The organism is Myxococcales bacterium, assembly GCA_016717005.1.
Lineage (GTDB): Bacteria > Myxococcota_A > Polyangia > Haliangiales > Haliangiaceae > UBA2376.
In genome coordinates this window covers 956,398-972,877 of sequence record JADJUF010000037.1, presented here as the reverse complement: position 1 = coordinate 972,877, position 16,480 = coordinate 956,398, and the positions used below count along the sequence as shown (strand labels likewise).

The 16,480-nt window shown below is 73.5% G+C and carries 16 protein-coding genes; 9 read left to right on the top strand and 7 right to left on the bottom strand.

Features of this window, described 5'->3' with window-relative positions:
* Positions 1-77: 77 nt before the first annotated feature.
* Positions 78-1,589 (bottom strand): leucyl aminopeptidase, encoded by a 1,512-nt coding sequence (locus tag IPL61_27870; protein MBK9035038.1) that lies wholly within the window; start codon positions 1,587-1,589, stop codon positions 78-80.
* Between the two features lie 762 nt (positions 1,590-2,351).
* The gene (locus tag IPL61_27865) at positions 2,352-3,203 is read right to left on the bottom strand and encodes a DUF72 domain-containing protein (protein ID MBK9035037.1); all 852 of its coding nucleotides are present in this window, start codon (positions 3,201-3,203) and stop codon (positions 2,352-2,354) included.
* A gap of 103 nt (positions 3,204-3,306) precedes the next feature.
* On the opposite strand from IPL61_27865, the gene fsa reads away from it, so the two are divergent.
* Genes fsa through IPL61_27845 form a run of 4 tightly spaced genes read left to right on the top strand, consistent with a single transcriptional unit; the run spans position 3,307 to position 5,558 of the window.
* Positions 3,307-3,951, top strand: a complete 645-nt coding sequence (gene fsa / locus IPL61_27860; GenBank protein MBK9035036.1) for a fructose-6-phosphate aldolase — start codon at positions 3,307-3,309, stop codon at positions 3,949-3,951.
* A gap of 10 nt (positions 3,952-3,961) precedes the next feature.
* The gene (locus IPL61_27855) at positions 3,962-4,471 is read left to right on the top strand and encodes a hypothetical protein (protein MBK9035035.1); all 510 of its coding nucleotides are present in this window, start codon (positions 3,962-3,964) and stop codon (positions 4,469-4,471) included.
* Positions 4,468-4,914, top strand: a complete 447-nt coding sequence (locus tag IPL61_27850; GenBank protein ID MBK9035034.1) for an NUDIX domain-containing protein — start codon at positions 4,468-4,470, stop codon at positions 4,912-4,914. Before IPL61_27855 ends, IPL61_27850 begins: the two co-directional genes overlap by 4 nt.
* Before the next feature lie 20 nt (positions 4,915-4,934).
* Complete coding sequence (locus tag IPL61_27845; GenBank protein ID MBK9035033.1) at positions 4,935-5,558, top strand: hypothetical protein; 624 nt, start codon at positions 4,935-4,937, stop codon at positions 5,556-5,558.
* Positions 5,559-5,758: 200 nt separating this feature from the next.
* Here IPL61_27845 and IPL61_27840 read toward each other — a convergent pair whose 3' ends face one another.
* Positions 5,759-6,634, bottom strand: a complete 876-nt coding sequence (locus tag IPL61_27840; protein MBK9035032.1) for an NAD(P)H-binding protein — start codon at positions 6,632-6,634, stop codon at positions 5,759-5,761.
* 348 nt (positions 6,635-6,982) lie between these two features.
* Between IPL61_27840 and IPL61_27835 the strand changes: the two genes are divergently transcribed.
* From IPL61_27835 to IPL61_27815, 5 genes are all read left to right on the top strand, one after another.
* Positions 6,983-7,432, top strand: a complete 450-nt coding sequence (locus tag IPL61_27835; GenBank protein MBK9035031.1) for a hypothetical protein — start codon at positions 6,983-6,985, stop codon at positions 7,430-7,432.
* Positions 7,433-7,569: 137 nt separating this feature from the next.
* Positions 7,570-8,094, top strand: a complete 525-nt coding sequence (locus tag IPL61_27830; protein ID MBK9035030.1) for a hypothetical protein — start codon at positions 7,570-7,572, stop codon at positions 8,092-8,094.
* A gap of 42 nt (positions 8,095-8,136) precedes the next feature.
* On the top strand, positions 8,137-8,670 hold the full coding sequence (locus tag IPL61_27825) for a hypothetical protein (GenBank protein MBK9035029.1): 534 nt from the start codon (positions 8,137-8,139) through the stop codon (positions 8,668-8,670).
* Positions 8,671-8,787: 117 nt separating this feature from the next.
* The gene (locus IPL61_27820) at positions 8,788-9,333 is read left to right on the top strand and encodes a hypothetical protein (GenBank protein MBK9035028.1); all 546 of its coding nucleotides are present in this window, start codon (positions 8,788-8,790) and stop codon (positions 9,331-9,333) included.
* A gap of 66 nt (positions 9,334-9,399) precedes the next feature.
* On the top strand, positions 9,400-11,259 hold the full coding sequence (locus IPL61_27815; protein MBK9035027.1) for a M2 family metallopeptidase: 1,860 nt from the start codon (positions 9,400-9,402) through the stop codon (positions 11,257-11,259).
* A gap of 194 nt (positions 11,260-11,453) precedes the next feature.
* On the opposite strand, the gene IPL61_27810 is transcribed toward IPL61_27815, so the two are convergent.
* The 4 genes from IPL61_27810 to IPL61_27795 all read right to left on the bottom strand — a co-directional run bounded on the left by IPL61_27810 (position 11,454) and on the right by IPL61_27795 (position 16,152).
* Entirely contained in the window at positions 11,454-12,995 is a 1,542-nt protein-coding gene (locus IPL61_27810; GenBank protein ID MBK9035026.1) for a TolC family protein, read from the bottom strand.
* Positions 12,992-14,056, bottom strand: coding sequence for an efflux RND transporter periplasmic adaptor subunit (locus IPL61_27805; GenBank protein ID MBK9035025.1), 1,065 nt, complete (start codon positions 14,054-14,056; stop codon positions 12,992-12,994). Before IPL61_27805 ends, IPL61_27810 begins: the two co-directional genes overlap by 4 nt.
* A gap of 28 nt (positions 14,057-14,084) precedes the next feature.
* Positions 14,085-14,813, bottom strand: a complete 729-nt coding sequence (locus tag IPL61_27800; protein ID MBK9035024.1) for an ABC transporter ATP-binding protein — start codon at positions 14,811-14,813, stop codon at positions 14,085-14,087.
* A gap of 199 nt (positions 14,814-15,012) precedes the next feature.
* Positions 15,013-16,152, bottom strand: coding sequence for an ABC transporter permease (locus IPL61_27795; protein ID MBK9035023.1), 1,140 nt, complete (start codon positions 16,150-16,152; stop codon positions 15,013-15,015).
* Between the last annotated feature and the right edge of the window lie 328 nt (positions 16,153-16,480).

Here is a 16,480-nt window from a genome sequence, read left to right as displayed (position 1 = left end):
GATTCTAGCAGGGCAGACCCTTCGAGTCAATCTTCCGGGCGCCGAGTCAACGCAGAAACAAACCTAATTTCAATAGGTTAGGACTTCGCCGCGTACGCGACGATCGTGGCGACCGCGAAGCCCGTGCCGCCGCGCGGCTGGTGGGGCTTGCCGCTCGAGACCGACGCCGGTCCTGCGAGGTCGACGTGGACCCACGGGGTGTCCTTGGCGAACACCTTGAGGAAGAGCCCGGCGGTGATGGCGCCGCCGAAGCGATCGCCGGTGTTGCGCATGTCCGCGACCGAGCTCTTGAGCTGCTCGCGCAGGCGGCCGTTGAGCGGGAGGCGCCACATGTCCTCGCCGGTCGATTCCGCCGCGGCCAGCCAGCCCTTCAGCAACCGCTCGTGATCCGACATCACGCCGGCGGTGTACGGCCCGAGCGCCACCATGCACGCGCCAGTCAGCGTCGCGAAGTCGAACATCTCGTCGGGCTCGACCTTGGTGCGGGCGTAGGTGATCGCGTCACCCAGCGTCAGCCGGCCCTCGGCGTCGGTGTTGTTGATCTCGACGGTCGTGCCGTCCATCGAGGTCAGGACATCGCCGAGCTTGTAGGCCCGGCCCGACACCAGGTTCTCGCAGCAGGCGGCGATGGCGTGGATCTCGTGCTCCGAGCCCAGGGTCGCGATCGCGTCCATGGCCGAGATGACCGCCGCGGCTCCGGACATGTCGATCTTCATGTCCTCCATCGCGTTCGACGGCTTGAGTGAGTAGCCGCCCGAGTCGAACGTGACGCCCTTGCCGATCAGCGCGATCTTCTTCTTGGCCTTCTTCGCGGGCTTGTAGACCAGGTGGATGAGCTTGGACTCCTGCTCGGAGCCCCGCCCGACCGCGAGGAACATGCCCATCCCCAGCTCGTCGCACTTCTTGGCGCTGAGCACGGTGACCGACAGCTGCGGGTGACGATTGGCGATCTCGGTGGCCTCGGCGGCGAGCTGCGTGGGCGTCATGTAGCCGGCCGGCTCGTTGACCAGATCGCGCGCCTTGCAAACCGCCCGGGCGATGGTGTGCCCACGCTCGAGCGCGGTGCGGACCTGCTTGGCCTCGGCCGCGGTGGGCTTCTTGCCTCGTCCATCGATGATAAACCCAAATGATGCCAATGGGTTGGGTCGCTTCGCCTCCTCGGACGTGAGGTAGCGAGCGAACTTGTAGGAGCCCTCGACCGCACCCTCGACCATCATCTGGATGCCGGCGCCGAGCCGGGCACCGAGCGCCGGTACCAAGAACGCCAGGGACTTGGCGCCCACGCGCGCGCCTGCCTGGGCCGCGATCGCCCCGATGTCGCGGTACGCGGGCAGCTTCTCTCCGGACTTGGGGCCCGCGCCGATCGCCAGGAGCCGCTGCGCCTTGATCCCGCTCGCTGACCATATGGTCAATGATTGAGAATGTTTGCCTTCGAACCCTTCGGACTTCGCGGCCGCCGACAGCGCGCCGTGCAGGGCGGCGTCGAACGCCTTCCACTGCGCGTCCTTGGTCGGGTCGCCGTGCACGACGAAGGCGATCAGATCGACGGGAGCCGTGAGAGCCGGCTCGATGAGGTGTGCGAAATCCATGGGTTACCGTCCCCAAGCAGCAGGGTTGAACATTTCTAGGGCTCGGCCGCTTCGAAGTAAAGGAAAGGAATCGGTCGATTGACTCGGGAGTAGCGCCTTCGTAACCTCGGGTCTGTTCAAGACCCAGGGGGAATTATGGCGCGTAATCAGGCATCTGCGCGACCCGCACAGCGCAAGGGCTCCGAGAAGCCCACCAGCAAGAAGACCGCTCAGTCGTCCGCACCGCGGGCGACCGAACCGCTGCGTCCCGAGCCAGTGAAGATGGCCGGCGAGCTGCCCGTGCCGCGCGCGACGTATTTCTTGTAGCGCAGACGGCACAACGGGGCGCAACTCGCGGGTGGTGGGACCGCAGACCCTGCGTCGGATTTCGGGCGCAGCGTCTACGTCAGCGTTCGAGTCGAACGCGGGCGCGGCGCGATCACCGAGGCTGCGTCGGAGCTCGGTCCGAACGCGGGGCGCGGCGCGAGCACCCAGGCTGCGTCGGAGCTCGGTCCGAACGCGGGGCGCGGCGCGAGCACCCAGGCTGCTGGCCGGTCGAAGGGTGTGCGGCTCGGGCCGGCTCGTGCTCGGTCACGCGGGCCGCGAGCACCCAGGCTGCTCGGGCTCGGTCCCGAACGCGGGGCGCGGCGCGTTCGCAGGCGCTGCGTCGGTGATCCGGTGCACCGCGGTGCGCGGATCGGCGCTCGGGCCGAGCTCGGGCCGAGCTGCGCGCACAGGCGCTGCGTCGGAGCTCGGGCGAGTTGCCCGCCGCCGCCCTCAGCGTCACTCGCCTTCTTCTTCCAGGCCGTCGTCGTCGGGCGAGGACGACGCGTCGTCCTCCTCGGCGGGGATGTCGTCGCCGTGGTCGAGCGCGCTGATCGCGCGGCCGAGCCGGATGGCGTCTGCGAACGGCTCGTTGGTCGCGAGGACGATCCACGCGCGCTGATAACGCTGCGCGACCAGCGCCAGGTCCTCGAGCTGATCGCTGGCCATGTGGCGTCGGCCGCGGCCGAGACCGCTGACCACGAAGTAGGCATCCTCACCTTCGAGCGACGCGAAGAACGGCGCGAACTCGCCGGTCGGGTCCGACGTCAGCGGGTCGAGCGCGCACACGATCCCAAGCTCCTGGGCGAAGGCGTGGGCGACCGGCGGATCCCACAACCCGCTCGGGTGCCACACCCGCAGGCAGTCGCCGAGGCGCGCGGCCGGCAGGATCGCGTCGAAGAAGTGGCGCATCCGATCGCGGTTGGTCGCCGACGGCGTGAACTCGGGCCCGGTGCGGAACACCGCGACCGCCGCGTCGAGGGTCGTGCAGGCCTCGACCAGCGCCGTGACCCCGTGCTCGAGCAGCTCGCCCGGGCGAAACCCGCCGACCTCGAGCCGGCGCTCGGCGGGCACCGGCCAGCCGCGGGGCCCGAACCCGCGTGGACCGGGCTCGTGGGTGATGAGGGCCGGGGCGACCACGCCGAACGCGCGGTCGCGGGGCACGCTCTGGCGCCAGCGCTTCTGCACCGCGGCCCGCACCGGCCCGATGTGGAGGGAGTTGACCTCCAGGAAAGGGAGCCGCTGGAAGTAGCGTGACCAGCTGACGCCGGTGGGGAGTCCTGCGCAACCGACGATGACGTGCTTGGCCATTGGTGGTGCCGCCGTTGACCGACGGATCTCGCCGCGCGTAGAGTGCGCGCGGAAGCCACGCTACGTCCCCGCGCCCGCTGGCGCAAGCAACTGGAGGCCGCTCGTGCAGTTCTTCATCGACACCGCCGACGTCCGCGAGATCAAGGAAGCCGCCTCGATGGGGCTGGTCGACGGCGTGACCACCAACCCGTCCCTGGTCGCGCGCACCGGGCGCAAGTTCCGCGACGTCCTGCTCGAGATCTGCGACGTCGTCGCGGGTCCGGTCTCGGCCGAGGTGGTCTCGACCACCTGCGACGAGATGATGCGCGAGGCCCGGGAGCTGGCCGCGCTGCGCAGCAACATCGTCGTCAAGATCCCGCTCATCGCCGAGGGCCTGAAGGCCACCAAGATCTGCGCCGACGAGGGCATCAAGACCAACGTGACCCTGTGCTTCAGCGCGACCCAGGCGCTGCTGGCCGCCAAGGCCGGCGCGACCTACGTGTCGCCGTTCGTCGGGCGCCTCGACGACGTCGCCACCGACGGCATGCAGCTCATCAGCGAGATCCTCGAGATCTACGAGAACTACGGCTTCGAGACCCAGGTGCTGGTGGCCTCGGTCCGGCACCCGATGCACGTGCAGCAGGCGGCGCGGATGGGCGCGCACGTCGCGACCTGCCCGCTGTCGGTGCTGCTGCAGCTCGCGAAGCACCCGTTGACCGACCTCGGCCTCGCGAAGTTCCTGGAAGACTGGAAGAAGGTCCCGCAGTAGGCTCGGCGGGGTGCCGGCGTCGTCGCTCTGTCTTCACCGCGCCGCGGGGCGCGCGCAGATCGGCGCGGCGACGTCCTCGGTCGGTCGTGCGGTCCGGACCGCCGCACCGTCGCTCGGTCTTCACCGCGCCGCGGGGCGCGCGCAGATCGGGTCGCACCTGAGGCCGCCCGGGCTCCTCGTCGCGGTCGGCCTGGCGCTGACCGCGTGCGCGCCGGTCGATGGGCCGACGCTGGCCGAGGTCGTGCCGGCCGCGGCCCGGGCCGGCGCCACGATCACGCTGACGGGCGCTGACCTGTGCGGCCCCACGGTCGACGTGGTCGCGGGCGCGTGTGAGCCCTTGCCGTCGGGCGCGGTCGACTTCGGCCTGACGCCGCCGATCGTGCGGGCCGAGGTGGTGGCGTGGCGGGCCGGCTCGATCGCGGTCGTGGTGCCGTCGCAGGTTGCGATCGGGCCGACGACCGTGTACGTCACCGTCGACGGCCGCTCGTCGAACGGGCTGTCCTTCGAGGTCCTGCCATGAACCCAGATCGCCGCGCCTTCTCGGTCGCCATCTACGCTCGCCGCAAGGGCACCGAGGTGCTGGCGATCTTCCACCGCCGCCTGGCGACCTGGCTGCCGGTCGGCGGCGAGCTCGAGCCGGGGGAGACGCCGCTCGAGGCCGCCAGCCGGGAGCTGCGCGAGGAGACCGGGCTGACCGGTCGGTTCGGACCGCTGGCCGGCGCGTTCGACGGCGTGCCCTGGGGCTTCCTCGGCTACGAGGAGCACCAGGCCGGCAGCAAGGGCGTGCACCTGAACTTCGTGTTCGTCGCCGACGTGCCCGACGACGCCGTGGTCGTGCCCAACGAGGAGCTGGCCGACTGGAAGTGGGTCGATCGGGATGAGCTGGCGCGGCTCGAGTCGCCCGAGAACGTGCGGCAGTTCGGGTTCGCGGCGCTCGACGCCGTCGTGGTGCCGCGGTCGTAAGACCGCGCGGCGAGGCGCGCATGCGCATCCGGCAGCACGTCAACCCGACGCTGGCGTTCTTCGAGCAGTTCCACGGCGAGCGCCCCAGCTTCGAGCCGGGCCGCGAGGTCGAGGTCGAGATCGGGTGCGCCGACGCGCAGTTCCTGTTCGAGCGCGCCGCCGCTGATCCGTCGCGGCACTACGTCGGCATCGAGATCCGCCATGACCTGGTCGACTGGGTCAACCGCAAGGCGGCGCTCGAGGGCGCGCCGGTGACCGCGGTGTTCTGCCACGCGCAGAAGCACCTGGCCGAGGTGTTCGCGCCCGGCGCGATCGATCGGGTCTACGTGAACTTCCCCGACCCGTGGTTCAAGCGGCGGCACGCCGAGCGCCGCATGGTCGACGACGAGCTGGTGACGAACCTGGCGCCGCTGGTGCGCGCGGGCGGCGACGTGTTCATGCAGACCGACGTCTGGGACCTGGCGCTGGCCGGGCTCGAGGCGTTCGAGCGCCGCGACGGCTGGTACGAGAACCAGGCCGGGCCGTGGACCTTCTGGCGCGCCGGCAACCCCTACGGCGTGCGGTCGTGGCGCGAGCAGAACGCCGAGGCCACCAGCCTGCCGATCTGGCGCATGCGGTTCACGCGCACCGCCACCCTGGCGTAGCGCGGGTCAGGTGATGCCGTCCGCGTCGCTGGTGGCGGGGGCTCGTGCCGTGGGCCGCTGGCGGCGGCCTCCTCCGTGGAGCGCCGACCTGCGCCGCGCGCAGCCCTGGGCGGCGCACGACTCAGCCATCGAGCGCGGCGTCGCCCGCCGGGCCTGACGACCGGCGCCGCAGCGCCCGGAGACGCGTCACGGAACACCCGTCAGGCCTCGGCGGCCTCGGCGGCCTCGATCGCGGCCTCGCCGGCCTCGAACGTCGGGTAGCGCAGCGTCACCTCGAGCTCCTGGCGGACGCGCTCGGCGCGGACGCGTCGGTTGCGGTGCGAGCCGCGCGGCTTGCCGGGCTCGAGCAGCGCCCGCGACGGCGGCAGCGGCAACCCCATGCGATCGCACAGCCAGGTCGCGTACTCGCGCTGGGTCGTGGGGCGCTCGTCGGCGCACAGGTAGGTCGAGCCGTGGGCGGCGCGGGCCTCCGCGGCCTCGATGATCTGGACGACGTCGTCGACGTGGATGCGCGAGATCGCGTGGTCGCCGCCGTCGAGCAGGCGGTAGTCGCCCTTGCGCAGGCGCGCGCGCACGCCGCGCCCGGGCCCGTAGACCGGCGCGAGCCGCAGGATGACCGAGCGCATGTCGTAGGTCGCCGCGCGCACCGCGTCCTCGTCGGTGCGGACCCCGGCCATCGCCGGATCGTCGAGGGCGACCTCGGTGGTGTCGTCGATCCAGGCCTCGTCGTCGGGGTCGCAGCCGTAGAGGCCGGCGGAGCTCAGGTGGATGAAGCAGGTGATGCCGGCGCCGGCCGCGGCCTGCATCGCCTTGCGCGGGCCGTCGCCGGGCGGGACCGAGCCGATCGGCGGGATCGAGTACAGGCAGGTGCCGCCGCGCATGCTGGCCATCGCCGCGGGCAGCTGCTTGGGCAGGGCCGCGTCGAGGTACTTGATCTGCGCGCCGAGCTCGCCGAGCGCGGCCAGGCGGCCAGTCGAGCGCGCGCACACGCGGACGGTGCGGCCGGCGGCCAGGGCCGAGCGGGCGACCGCGGCTCCGACGTAGCCGCACCCGATGATCACCAGTGGCGTCGTCACGCCGGGAGCTTCGCACGATCGGGCGGGCGCGTCAGCGCGGTTGCGCCGCGCGGTTGCGCCGCGCGGTTGCGCCGCGGTGGGCGCGCGCGCGTGGCGGCCCGGTGAGTGCATGGTCTCGCCGCCGATGACCGACACACCTGCGACCGCGGTGTGCGCCTGGCTGCGCCGGCCGGCGTAGGGCGCGCGCATCGCGTGCTCGTCGCGGGGCGCGATCGCGGGCGACGACGGCGGCGGGGCCGGCATCCCAGCGGTGTGAGGTCGCCGCTCCCGCTCCGGTCGACGCGGGACATGCCGCTGGCCCGGCGGCGGTCGCTGTCGTCGATCCGGCCCGCTCCGGTGGTCCGCTGGATGAGCGTCATCGGGCGCCTGGGCGTGACGCTCCTGGCCGCGATGCAGGTGGTGATCGTCGTGGGGGCGCACCACAAGGACCCGCAGCAGGTCCCGTGCACGCTCCACCATGACCTCGGGTGGCCACCGCTGGTGGCGCTCGGGACCATCGGCGTGCTGGCGTGGGCGACCCTCGGGCGCCGCCTCGGCGTGGCGCTGGGCGCCGCGCTGGTGATAGCCGCGCTGGCGTGGTGGCTCGACGACGTGATCACGTCGCAGCGGCACCTCTACAATCATCTCTTTCCAGAGATCGACGGCGTCCGCGTGTGGACGAGGGGGCTGATGATGGCCGTCGCGGCCCAGGCGTGGCTCGATCTTTGGGCCGCGATGAGCACGCGCCGCGGGCTCGAGCGGATCGAGCCCGCGCTGGCCTGCGCGACGATGCGCACCGACGAGCGGACCGTCAGGTGACGCCTGCGCCAGCCTCGGCCAGCTCGCCCGTGCCCAGGCTGGCGTGGCGCGCGTGCAGGGCGCGCGCCGGTCGGTGCGCGACGCGGCCGCACGCGATCGCGGCGGCGCGGCCGAGGGTGAGCTGATATCCTGGCGGCGTGGACCAACGGTTGGGGCCGCGGCGGCGGCTGCGCGACGTGACGCTGACCGGCGGCCGGCGGGTCGCGCGGACGGGGGTGCGGGCGATGATCGTCGCGCTCGCGGCGCTGACCACGATCGCGATCGCCGCGGTGCACCACCGGGTCTGTCACTCCTTCGGCCCGTGCGCCGACTCGGGGTTCGGGCGGCCGCACGCGCTCTACGACGACACTGGACCGTGGCCCGCTGCCGTGTTGGCGCTGATCGTGGCCCTGCAGGTGATCGCGCATCGTCGACGCCATCCCGGCGCTGTCCTGATCGCGGTGATCGAGATGCTCGCCTCGGTCGCGGTGCTGTGGCTGGTGGTGTCCGCGCACTTCCTCTCGCAGGTCGACGGCGACGAGCGCGTGCGGCTGGCGGCCTTCGGCCTGGTGCTGCTGGCCGTGGCGCAGGTGATCGCCGAGCCGCTCCTCGCCGGGGCCGAGCGGACCCGCCTCGAGCGCGGCGATCCGGTGATCCCGCATGCGATCGCGAGGGCGCCGTGAATCCGCCGTGAGTCGCCGGGGGTGAGCTGATATCCTGATGGCGTGGATCAACGCTTGGGGCCTCGGCGGCGGCTGCGCGACCTGACGTTGACCGGCGGGCGGCGGGTCGCGCGCACGGGGCTGCGGATGACGATCATCGCGCTCGCGGGCGTGACCGCTGTGGCCATCGGGATCGAGCAACACGCGGCGTGCCCCTCGTTGGGTGACTGCGACCCCTCGGACTACGGGCCGCCCCACGCGGTCTACAGCGACACCGGCCCTGCGCCGATCGTGATCCTGGGGATCCTCGGGATCCTGCAGGCGGTCGCGCATCGGCGTCGGATGATGGCCGGGATCCTCGCTGGCCTCGGGAGCCTGGTCGCCGCGGTGGTCGCGCTGGGGATCGTCGCGGTCGCCCACCTGCTGTCCTTCGTCGAGGGCGGCGATGGCAGCGCGTTCGGCGGCCTCGCGCTGGTGCTGCTGTCGCTGGCGCAGGTGATCGTCGAGCCGCTCCTGGCCCGGGCCGAGCGCGCGCGGCTCGAGCGTCGCGACCCGGGGCTCCCGCGCGCGGCGGTGGTCGTGGGCGGTGGCCGATGACCGCGCACGTGCGGCTCGAGCGTCGCGATCCGGGGCTCCCGCGCGCGGCGGTGATCGTGGACGGTGGCCGATGACCGAGCGCGCGCGGGCCGCGTCCGTGATCGCGGGCGGTGGCCGATGACCGCGGACACGCCGCTGGTGCCGCGGCGCCCGCTGCGGCTGATCGACACGACGGGCATCCGCAAGCGCGTGCGCGACGGCGTCCGGATCGCGCTGGGCGTGGCGATCCTGCTGGCGGCGCTCGGGTTCGCGACCGAGACCCATCGCGTGTGCACGCGCTGGCACCAGACGTCGCCGCACGAGTGGTCGTCGGCGCACCACGTCCTGGCCGATCTGGGGCCGTGGCCGTTCGTCGTGCTGGTGGGCGTCGTCGGGCTGCAGTGGTGGGCGCACCGGCGGCGGCTGATCGTCGGCGTCGTGGCGGCGGTGGGCAGCGCGGCGCTGGCGTTCGGGCTGCTGCTCGCGTACGCGCTGGCGCACTTCCTCGATCACGTCGACGGGGCCGGGCCGCTGGTGCCGATCGGGCTCGTCGGGGCGTTCCTGCTCGCCGCGGCCCAGCTCGTCGTCGAGCCGGTGGTCGCGGTGCTCGAGCGGCGCGCGCTCGCGCGGACCGATCCGGTGATGCCGCGCGCGGTCGTGGTCGAGCCCGGCCCGCGCCCGTGACTGCGACACCTGCGACGCCGGGCCTGCGCAGGTGATCGGCGCGCGCGCCGGTGATACATCGTCGGCATGCGCACTCGTACCCTTGCTGTCATCGCGCTGGCCCTCGCGCCCAGCCTGCTCGCGTGCAAGTCGAAGTCGAAGCCGCCGGCGCCGACCAACGGCACCGGCACCCGCACCGCCACCCCGGTGGGGCCGACCGTCGAGGAGGCCCAGGCCTTCATCGCCGACGTCGACAAGGGCCTGCGCGAGGTCTGGACCGTGCGCGACACCGCGGACTGGGAGCGGTCGACCAACATCACGCCCGAGACCGAGGCCCGCGCCGCGCTCACCGCCGAGGCGGCGACGGCGTACCTCACCCGGAAGATCGGCGAGGCCAAGAAGTTCGAGGGCGTCGTCGGCAAGCTCGACCCCGCCACCCAGCGCCAGTTCCACCTGCTGCGCATCGCCGGGCAGACCGCGCCCGCCGACGAGCAGAAGGCCAAGGCGCTGGCCGAGGCCACGACCGCGATGGACAGCACCTACGGCAAGAGCAAGGTGTGCGGCGCGAAGGGCGCGTGCCAGGATCTCGGCCAGCTCACCACCATCATGGCCAAGAGCCGCAAGCCCGCCGAGCTGCTCGCCGCGTGGCAGGGCTGGCACGACACCACCGGGCGCGCGGTGCGCCCGATCTACGAGCGGTTCGTCCCGCTGGCCAACGAGGGCGTCGCGGCCAACGGCTTCGCCGACGTCAGCGAGCTGTGGCTGTCGTCGTACGACATGAAGCCCGACGACGTGGTCGCGATGGCCGACACGCTGTGGGGCCAGGTCGAGCCGCTGTACAAGGACCTGCACTGCTACACCCGGCGCCGGCTGTCGAAGTTCTACGGCCCCAAGGTCGTGCCTCCGACCGGCCCGATGCCGGCGCACATGCTCGGCAACATGTGGGCGCAGGACTGGAGCAACGTCTACGACCTGCTCGAGCCCAACAAGGGCCAGGCCTCGCCCGACGTCTCGGCTGCGCTGGTCAAGCAGAAGTACGACGCGACCCGGATGGCCAAGCTGGCCGAGTCGTTCTTCGTGTCGCTGGGCCTGCCGTCGCTGCCGGCGACGTTCTGGGAGCGGTCGCAGCTGGTGCAGCCCAAGGGCAAGGAGGTCGTGTGCCACGCCAGCGCCTGGGACCCGACCTACTCCGGCGACGCGCGCATCAAGATGTGCATCAAGGTCAACCAGGAGGACCTGATCACGCTGCACCACGAGCTCGGGCACGACTACTACTACCTGAGCTACTACAAGCTGCCGGTGCTGTTCCAGAGCGGCGCCAACGACGGCTTCCACGAGGCGATCGGCGACACGATCGCGCTGTCGATCACCCCGAGCTACTTGAAGCAGATCGGCCTGCTCGACAAGGTCTCGGTGGCGCCCGAGGCGGTGATCAACCAGCAGATGTTCGTCGCGCTCAGCAAGGTCGCGTTCCTGCCCTTCGGCCTGGTCGTCGACAAGTGGCGGTGGGAGGCGTTCTCGGGGAAGATCACCCCCGAGCAGTGGAACCAGCGCTGGTGGGAGCTGCGCCAGCAGTACCAGGGCGTCGCGCCGGCGGTGGCGCGGGCCGCGACCGACTTCGACCCCGGCGCCAAGTACCACGTGCCGTCGAACACGCCGTACCTGCGCTACTTCCTGTCGACGATCTTGCAGTTCCAGTTCCACCGCGCGCTGTGCAAGGCCGCGGGCTGGGACGGGCCGCTGCACGAGTGCTCGATCTACGGCAGCCCCGGCGCCGGCACCAAGCTGGCGGCGATGCTCGCGCTGGGCGCGAGCAAGCCCTGGCCCGACGCGCTCGAGGCCATGACCGGCCAGCGCGAGATCGACGCGACCGCGATGCTCGACTACTTCGCGCCGCTGCACGCGTGGCTGAAGGCGCAGAACGCGGGCCAGGAGTGCGGCTGGTAGCGCGGCTCAGCGCGGCGGCGCGCCCGCGCGCTCGACGACGTCGCTGCACGCGTGGCTGAAGGCGCAGAACGCGGGCCAGGAGTGCGGCTGGTAGCGCGGCTCAGCGCGGCGGCGCGCCCGCGCGCTCGACGACGACGCTGCACGCGTGGCGGAAGGCGCAGAACGCGGGCCAGGAGTGCGGCTGGTAGCGCGGCTCAGCGCGGCGCGCCGGTGAGCGCGGCGACGGCGGCGGCGGCGATGCGGCGATCGGCGTGGGCCCGCGCCAGGGCGGCGGCGGCGGCGACGGCCTGATCCTGGCGGGTCAGCACGTCGAAGTTGGTGCCGAGGCCGGTGCGCCAGCGATCGCGCTCGAGCGCGACGGTGCGCTCGGCCAGGTCCGCGGCCAGGGCGGCGGCGGCGATGCGCTGATCCGAGAGCACCAGGGCGTCGACGGCGCGGCGGACCGCGGCGCCCAGGTGCGCGCGGCGGTCGGCGCGCTCGAGCTCGAGCCGGCTGCGCTCGTGGCGGGCGGCGGCGACCCGGCCGCGGGCCGCGCGATCGCCGACCGGCAGCGCGAACGCCAGGCCGGCGCTGACCTCGTAGCCGTCGAGCTGCGCGACCTGGCTCCAGGCGGCGCCGGCGCGGTCCGAGCTGCCGGCCGGGCCGCCGCGCACGGTCAGATCGATCGCGGGGCCGCGGTCTCCATCAGCGGCGGCGAGCTCGGTCGCGGCCAGCTCGGTCTGGTGCTCGACCGCGCGCAGCTCGGGCGCGAACGACAGGGCCGCGGCCAGGGTCGCGTCGAGCGCCGGGGGCGGCGCGGGCGCGGGATCGACCAGCGGATCGGCGGCGACCAGCGGCGTCGCTGGGTCGACCGCGAGCAGGACCGCGAGGTCGACCGCGCGGGCGGTGCGGGCCTGGACCGCGGCCAGGCGCGCGACCTCGCGGGCCGCCAGGGCCTGCTCGACCGCGAGCACCTCGAGGTCCGAGCCGCGGCCGACGTCGGTGCGCGCGCGCGTGACCGCGAGCTGATCCCGGGCCACGACCAGGGCGTGCTCGCGCAGCGCGACCTCGTGCGCGGCGTACGCCAGCTCCCAGTACGCGGTCGCGACGTCGAGCCCGAGCTGGGCGCCGCGCGCGGTGACGCCGGCGCGCTCGACCGCCGCGGTCAGCTCGGCCTGGTGGCGCGGGCGATCGTGGACCGCGCGGCCGCGCCCGCGGGCCAGCGGCTGCAGCCAGATCAGCTCGACCCGCGGGCGGTGCGCGGTCGTGGTGATGTCGACGGCGGGCCCGCCGATCGCGACCCGCGAGGTCACGCGGGCGACGTCGTCGGCGACCTGCACGCCGACCCGTCCGCCCCACGGCAGCGGCTGCCACACGCTGGCGCGGGCAGCGACGGCGCGGGTCGCGGTGTCCTGGAACGCGGCGCCGGCGATCGCCGGGCTGGTGCGGGCGGTGCCCTCGACGCCGCCCTCGACGATCAGATCGTCGACGCCGCGGGCGGCGCGGGCGGTGGCCTCGGCGCGCGCGACCGCGACCTGCTGACCGCGGAGCGCCGGGTTGTCGGTGCGCGCCACCGCCAGCGCGTCGGCCAGGGTCAGCCGGCGCGCGGCGCCCGCGGTCGTCGGATCGCCGGCGGCGCCCGCGGCGGTCGGATCGCCGTCGTGGGCCGCGGTCGTCGGATCGTCGGCGCGGGCGCTCGGCGCGATCGCCAGCGCGACCACCGCACCCAGCGCGACCATCGTGCGCGCCCGGGTCACGGCGCGGTCCCGAGCGGCGCGAGGTGCACGTCCATGCGCAGCCCCAGCGGCAGCGCCGCGGGCTCGGTCAGCGCCACGACGACCTCGAGCACGCGGGTGTCGATGCGCGCGCGGGGGTCGTCGAGCCGCTGGGTCTTGCGGCCGAGCTCGCCGACGATCCGCGTGACCTGGCCGACGAAGCGGCGGTCGCCGTACGCCAGCGCGCTCGCCCACGCCGGCTGCCCGACCGCGACCCGGCCGACGTCGGCCTCGTCGACCTCGACCCGCAGCTCGAGGTGGCGGGTGTCGGCGATGATCAGCAGCGTCGTCGGCGGCATCGTCGTCATCTGCTCGCCGACCTCGTGCAGCCGGCGCAGGATCACGCCGTCGCGCGGCGCGCGCAGCTCGTGGTGCGCCAGCACCGCCTCGGCCTCGTCGACCTCCGCGCGGGCGGCGGCGATCGCGGCGGCGGCCTCGGTCAGCTCCTCGCGGCGGGCGCCCTGCCACAGCACCGCGGCCCGTGCGGTGGCGGCCCGTGCGGTGGCGGCGCTGGTGTCGGCCTGGCCCTGCGCCACGTCGACCTCGGCCGGCGCGATCGCGCTGGCGTTGGCCGTGGCGAGCGCGACCGCGCGGTCGCGCGCCAGGCCGCGCTCGTGGGCGACGGCCTCGGCGGCGGCGGCCTCGGCGGCGGCGGCGCGCAGCTCACCCGGGCGTGCGCCCCGGGCCAGGAGCGCGCGGCGCGCGGTGGCGGCGGCCAGCCCGGCCTCGGCCCGGGCCACGCGGGCGCGGGCGACGCGATCGTCGAGCCGGCCGAGCAGCTGCCCGGCGGTGACCGCGTCACCCTCGTCGACCAGGAGCTCGATCAGCCGGCCGCTGGTCTCGACGCCGAGCTCGACGCGGTCGCCCGCGGCCTCGACCAGGCCGGGCGCGATCAGCGCGGTGGTGGCGGGCGCGCTCGGCGGCGGCGCGGCCGGGGCGGGCCGCTGGGACCAGGCGATGCCGACGACGGCGACGGCGCCGATGCCGAGAGCGGCGGCGAGGCGCGGCAGCCGCCGCGGGCGGGGAGCGGGTGCGTTGGTCATGAGATCCTCCAGGCGGTGGCGGGCGCGGTCACGCGGCCCGGCTGTGATCGATGGTGACGACGGCGGTGACGCGGCCGTCCTCGACGTGCGCGACCCGGTCGGCGAAGCGCTCGAGCCGCGGGTCGTGGGTCACGACGACGACCGCGCGGCCCTCGCGGGTCGCGAGCTCGCGCAGGAGCGCCATCACGCCCAGCGCGGTCTTGGTGTCGAGCGCGGCGGTGGGCTCGTCGCCGATGATCAGCGGCGGGTCGCCGCCCAGCGCCCGGGCGATCGCGACCCGCTGCTTCTGCCCGCCCGAGAGATCGGCGGGCTTGTGGTGCATCCGGTCGGCGAGGCCGACCGCGTGCAGCAGGCGCGCGGCCTCGACCTGGGGGCGCCGCACCTTCGGGTCCTTGACGCGGATCGCGATCGCGACGTTCTCGAGCGCGGTCAGCGCCGGGAACAGGTTGAAGCCCTGGAACACGAACCCGAACGCGCTCGCCCGGATCGCCGGCAGCGCGCGCTCGGGCAGGTCGGTGACCCGCTCGCCGCGGATGAACACGTCGCCGCGGGTCGGGCGCAGGAGCAGCCCGAGGATCGAGATCAGCGTGGTCTTGCCCGAGCCCGACGGGCCCTCGATCAGCAAGATCTCGCCGGGGTAGACCGACAGGTCCGCGCCCTCGAGCGCGGTCACCTGGGTCTCGCCGGCGCCGTAGACCTTCGTGATGCCGGCGAGCGCGGCGATGGGCGAAGCGGTGGTGGTGGTGGTGGTGGACATGGTGGGCTCGGGTGGGTGGGAGAGGAGTGCGCCTTGAAGACTGACGGCGCGGGTGGAGGCGGCGGTGTCGGGCGTTGGAGAGCGACGTGGGCGCGGGTGGAGGCGGCGGTGTCAGGCGTTGGAGAGCGACGTGGGCGCGGGTGGAGGCGGCGGTGTCAGGCGTTGGAGAGCGACGTGGGCGCGGGTGGAGGCGGCGGTGTCAGCCCTTGAAGACCGACGCGGGATCGAGGCGCAGCACCTTCACGACCGACAGCAGCGCCGCGACGCAGCACATGACGATCGTCAGGACCGCGGTGCCGATCACCAGCTCGCGGGTGATCAGCACGGTCAGGTTGGCCTTGGCCAGGAGCACGCGCGCGCCCAGGGTCATGGCGCCGCCGAGCACGAACCCGACCAGCGCCGAGATCAGCGCCTGGTAGACGATCACGCGGACGATCGCGCTGTTGCGCGCGCCCATGGCCTTGAGCGTGCCGTACTCGCGCAGGTGCTCGAGCGTGCCGTTGTAGAGGATCTGCCCGACGACGACGAGGCCAACGATCACGCCCAGCACCGCGGTCGTGAAGAACCCAGCGCCCACGCCGGTGCGGGACGACCAGTAGGTGCGGGCCCGGGTCGACATCACCGGCGTGGTGTACGCGTCGAGGTTGGGCAGCGCGTCGAGCCGCGCCGCCAGCGCGCGCGCCGACTCGCCGGGCGCGGCCTGCACCATCACGAAGTTGTAGCGATCGGCCGGGTACAGCGTGTACGCGCGGGCGCTATCGAGATCGGTCCACACGAACGGCGAGGTCGTGAAGCTGCGGATGCCGCGGGTCAGCGCGACCACCTGGGTCCGGGCGCCGAAGATCTCGTTGCGGGCACCGACCTGATCGACCTTGAGCTTCGCGGCCTCGCTGACGTCGACGACGATCGCGCCGGGCTCGTGCAGCCGACCGGCGTCGCCGGCGACCAGGTTCCATGGGCGCAGCAGCCGGCCGCCGGGCTCGACCCCGACCACCTGCACGCCCTGGGTGCCGCCGTCGGACAGGCGGAACTGCCCGAACGCCAGCAGCAGGCGCTCGGCCCGGGCCACGCCCAGCGTCGACGCCACCTGGTAGTAGGCGCGGTCGTCGATCGGCGCCGAGAAGTCGAAGTTCTCGCTGCCGGCGCCGGTCACCCAGACGTCAGCGGTGCTGTGATCGATCAGGTTCGACGCGTTCTGCATGAACCCGAGGTAGAGGCCGATCTGCGCCAGCACCAGGTTCACGCTGATCGCCACGCCGGCCGCGGCGACCGCGAACTTGATGCGATCGTGGAGGAGGATCTTCCGGGCCAGGGTCCACACGGTGATCGGTAAGAGCACCCGCCGTGCCGGATCGCTTCACCGCCGCAAGTGCGCGCGGCGGCAGGCGCGCCGACGACCGGGTCGCCGCGACGGCGCGATCACGGTAACGAACCGTTACCGCCGGGCCACGAAACGTTACGCGGCGGGCAGGGCGTGGCGCCGGCCCGAGCGGCGATCTGGATGACCGTCGCCAAGTCGACGCGGGACGGGAGGGTCACGGCTACGAGCAGCGGCTTGATGACCCGCTCACCGGTCGTTGCTTCGCTCATGTGTGCGACGTTGGACGGAGCCGTCTCCAAGCCGCCGCTCGGCCTCTGCTGAACGCCACCGCACGGGCAGCGCGGGT

What these genes read in the sequence shown, in the direction of transcription:
- IPL61_27870 (MBK9035038.1), bottom strand. Translation starts at nt 1,589, where the DNA reads ATGGATTTCGCACACCTCATCGAGCCGGCTCTCACGGCTCCCGTCGAT.
- IPL61_27865 (MBK9035037.1), bottom strand. Translation starts at nt 3,203, where the DNA reads ATGGCCAAGCACGTCATCGTCGGTTGCGCAGGACTCCCCACCGGCGTC.
- IPL61_27850 (MBK9035034.1), top strand. Translation starts at nt 4,468, where the DNA reads ATGAACCCAGATCGCCGCGCCTTCTCGGTCGCCATCTACGCTCGCCGC.
- IPL61_27845 (MBK9035033.1), top strand. Translation starts at nt 4,935, where the DNA reads ATGCGCATCCGGCAGCACGTCAACCCGACGCTGGCGTTCTTCGAGCAG.
- IPL61_27835 (MBK9035031.1), top strand. Translation starts at nt 6,983, where the DNA reads ATGAGCGTCATCGGGCGCCTGGGCGTGACGCTCCTGGCCGCGATGCAG.
- IPL61_27820 (MBK9035028.1), top strand. Translation starts at nt 8,788, where the DNA reads ATGACCGCGGACACGCCGCTGGTGCCGCGGCGCCCGCTGCGGCTGATC.
- IPL61_27815 (MBK9035027.1), top strand. Translation starts at nt 9,400, where the DNA reads ATGCGCACTCGTACCCTTGCTGTCATCGCGCTGGCCCTCGCGCCCAGC.
- IPL61_27805 (MBK9035025.1), bottom strand. Translation starts at nt 14,056, where the DNA reads ATGACCAACGCACCCGCTCCCCGCCCGCGGCGGCTGCCGCGCCTCGCC.
- IPL61_27800 (MBK9035024.1), bottom strand. Translation starts at nt 14,813, where the DNA reads ATGTCCACCACCACCACCACCACCGCTTCGCCCATCGCCGCGCTCGCC.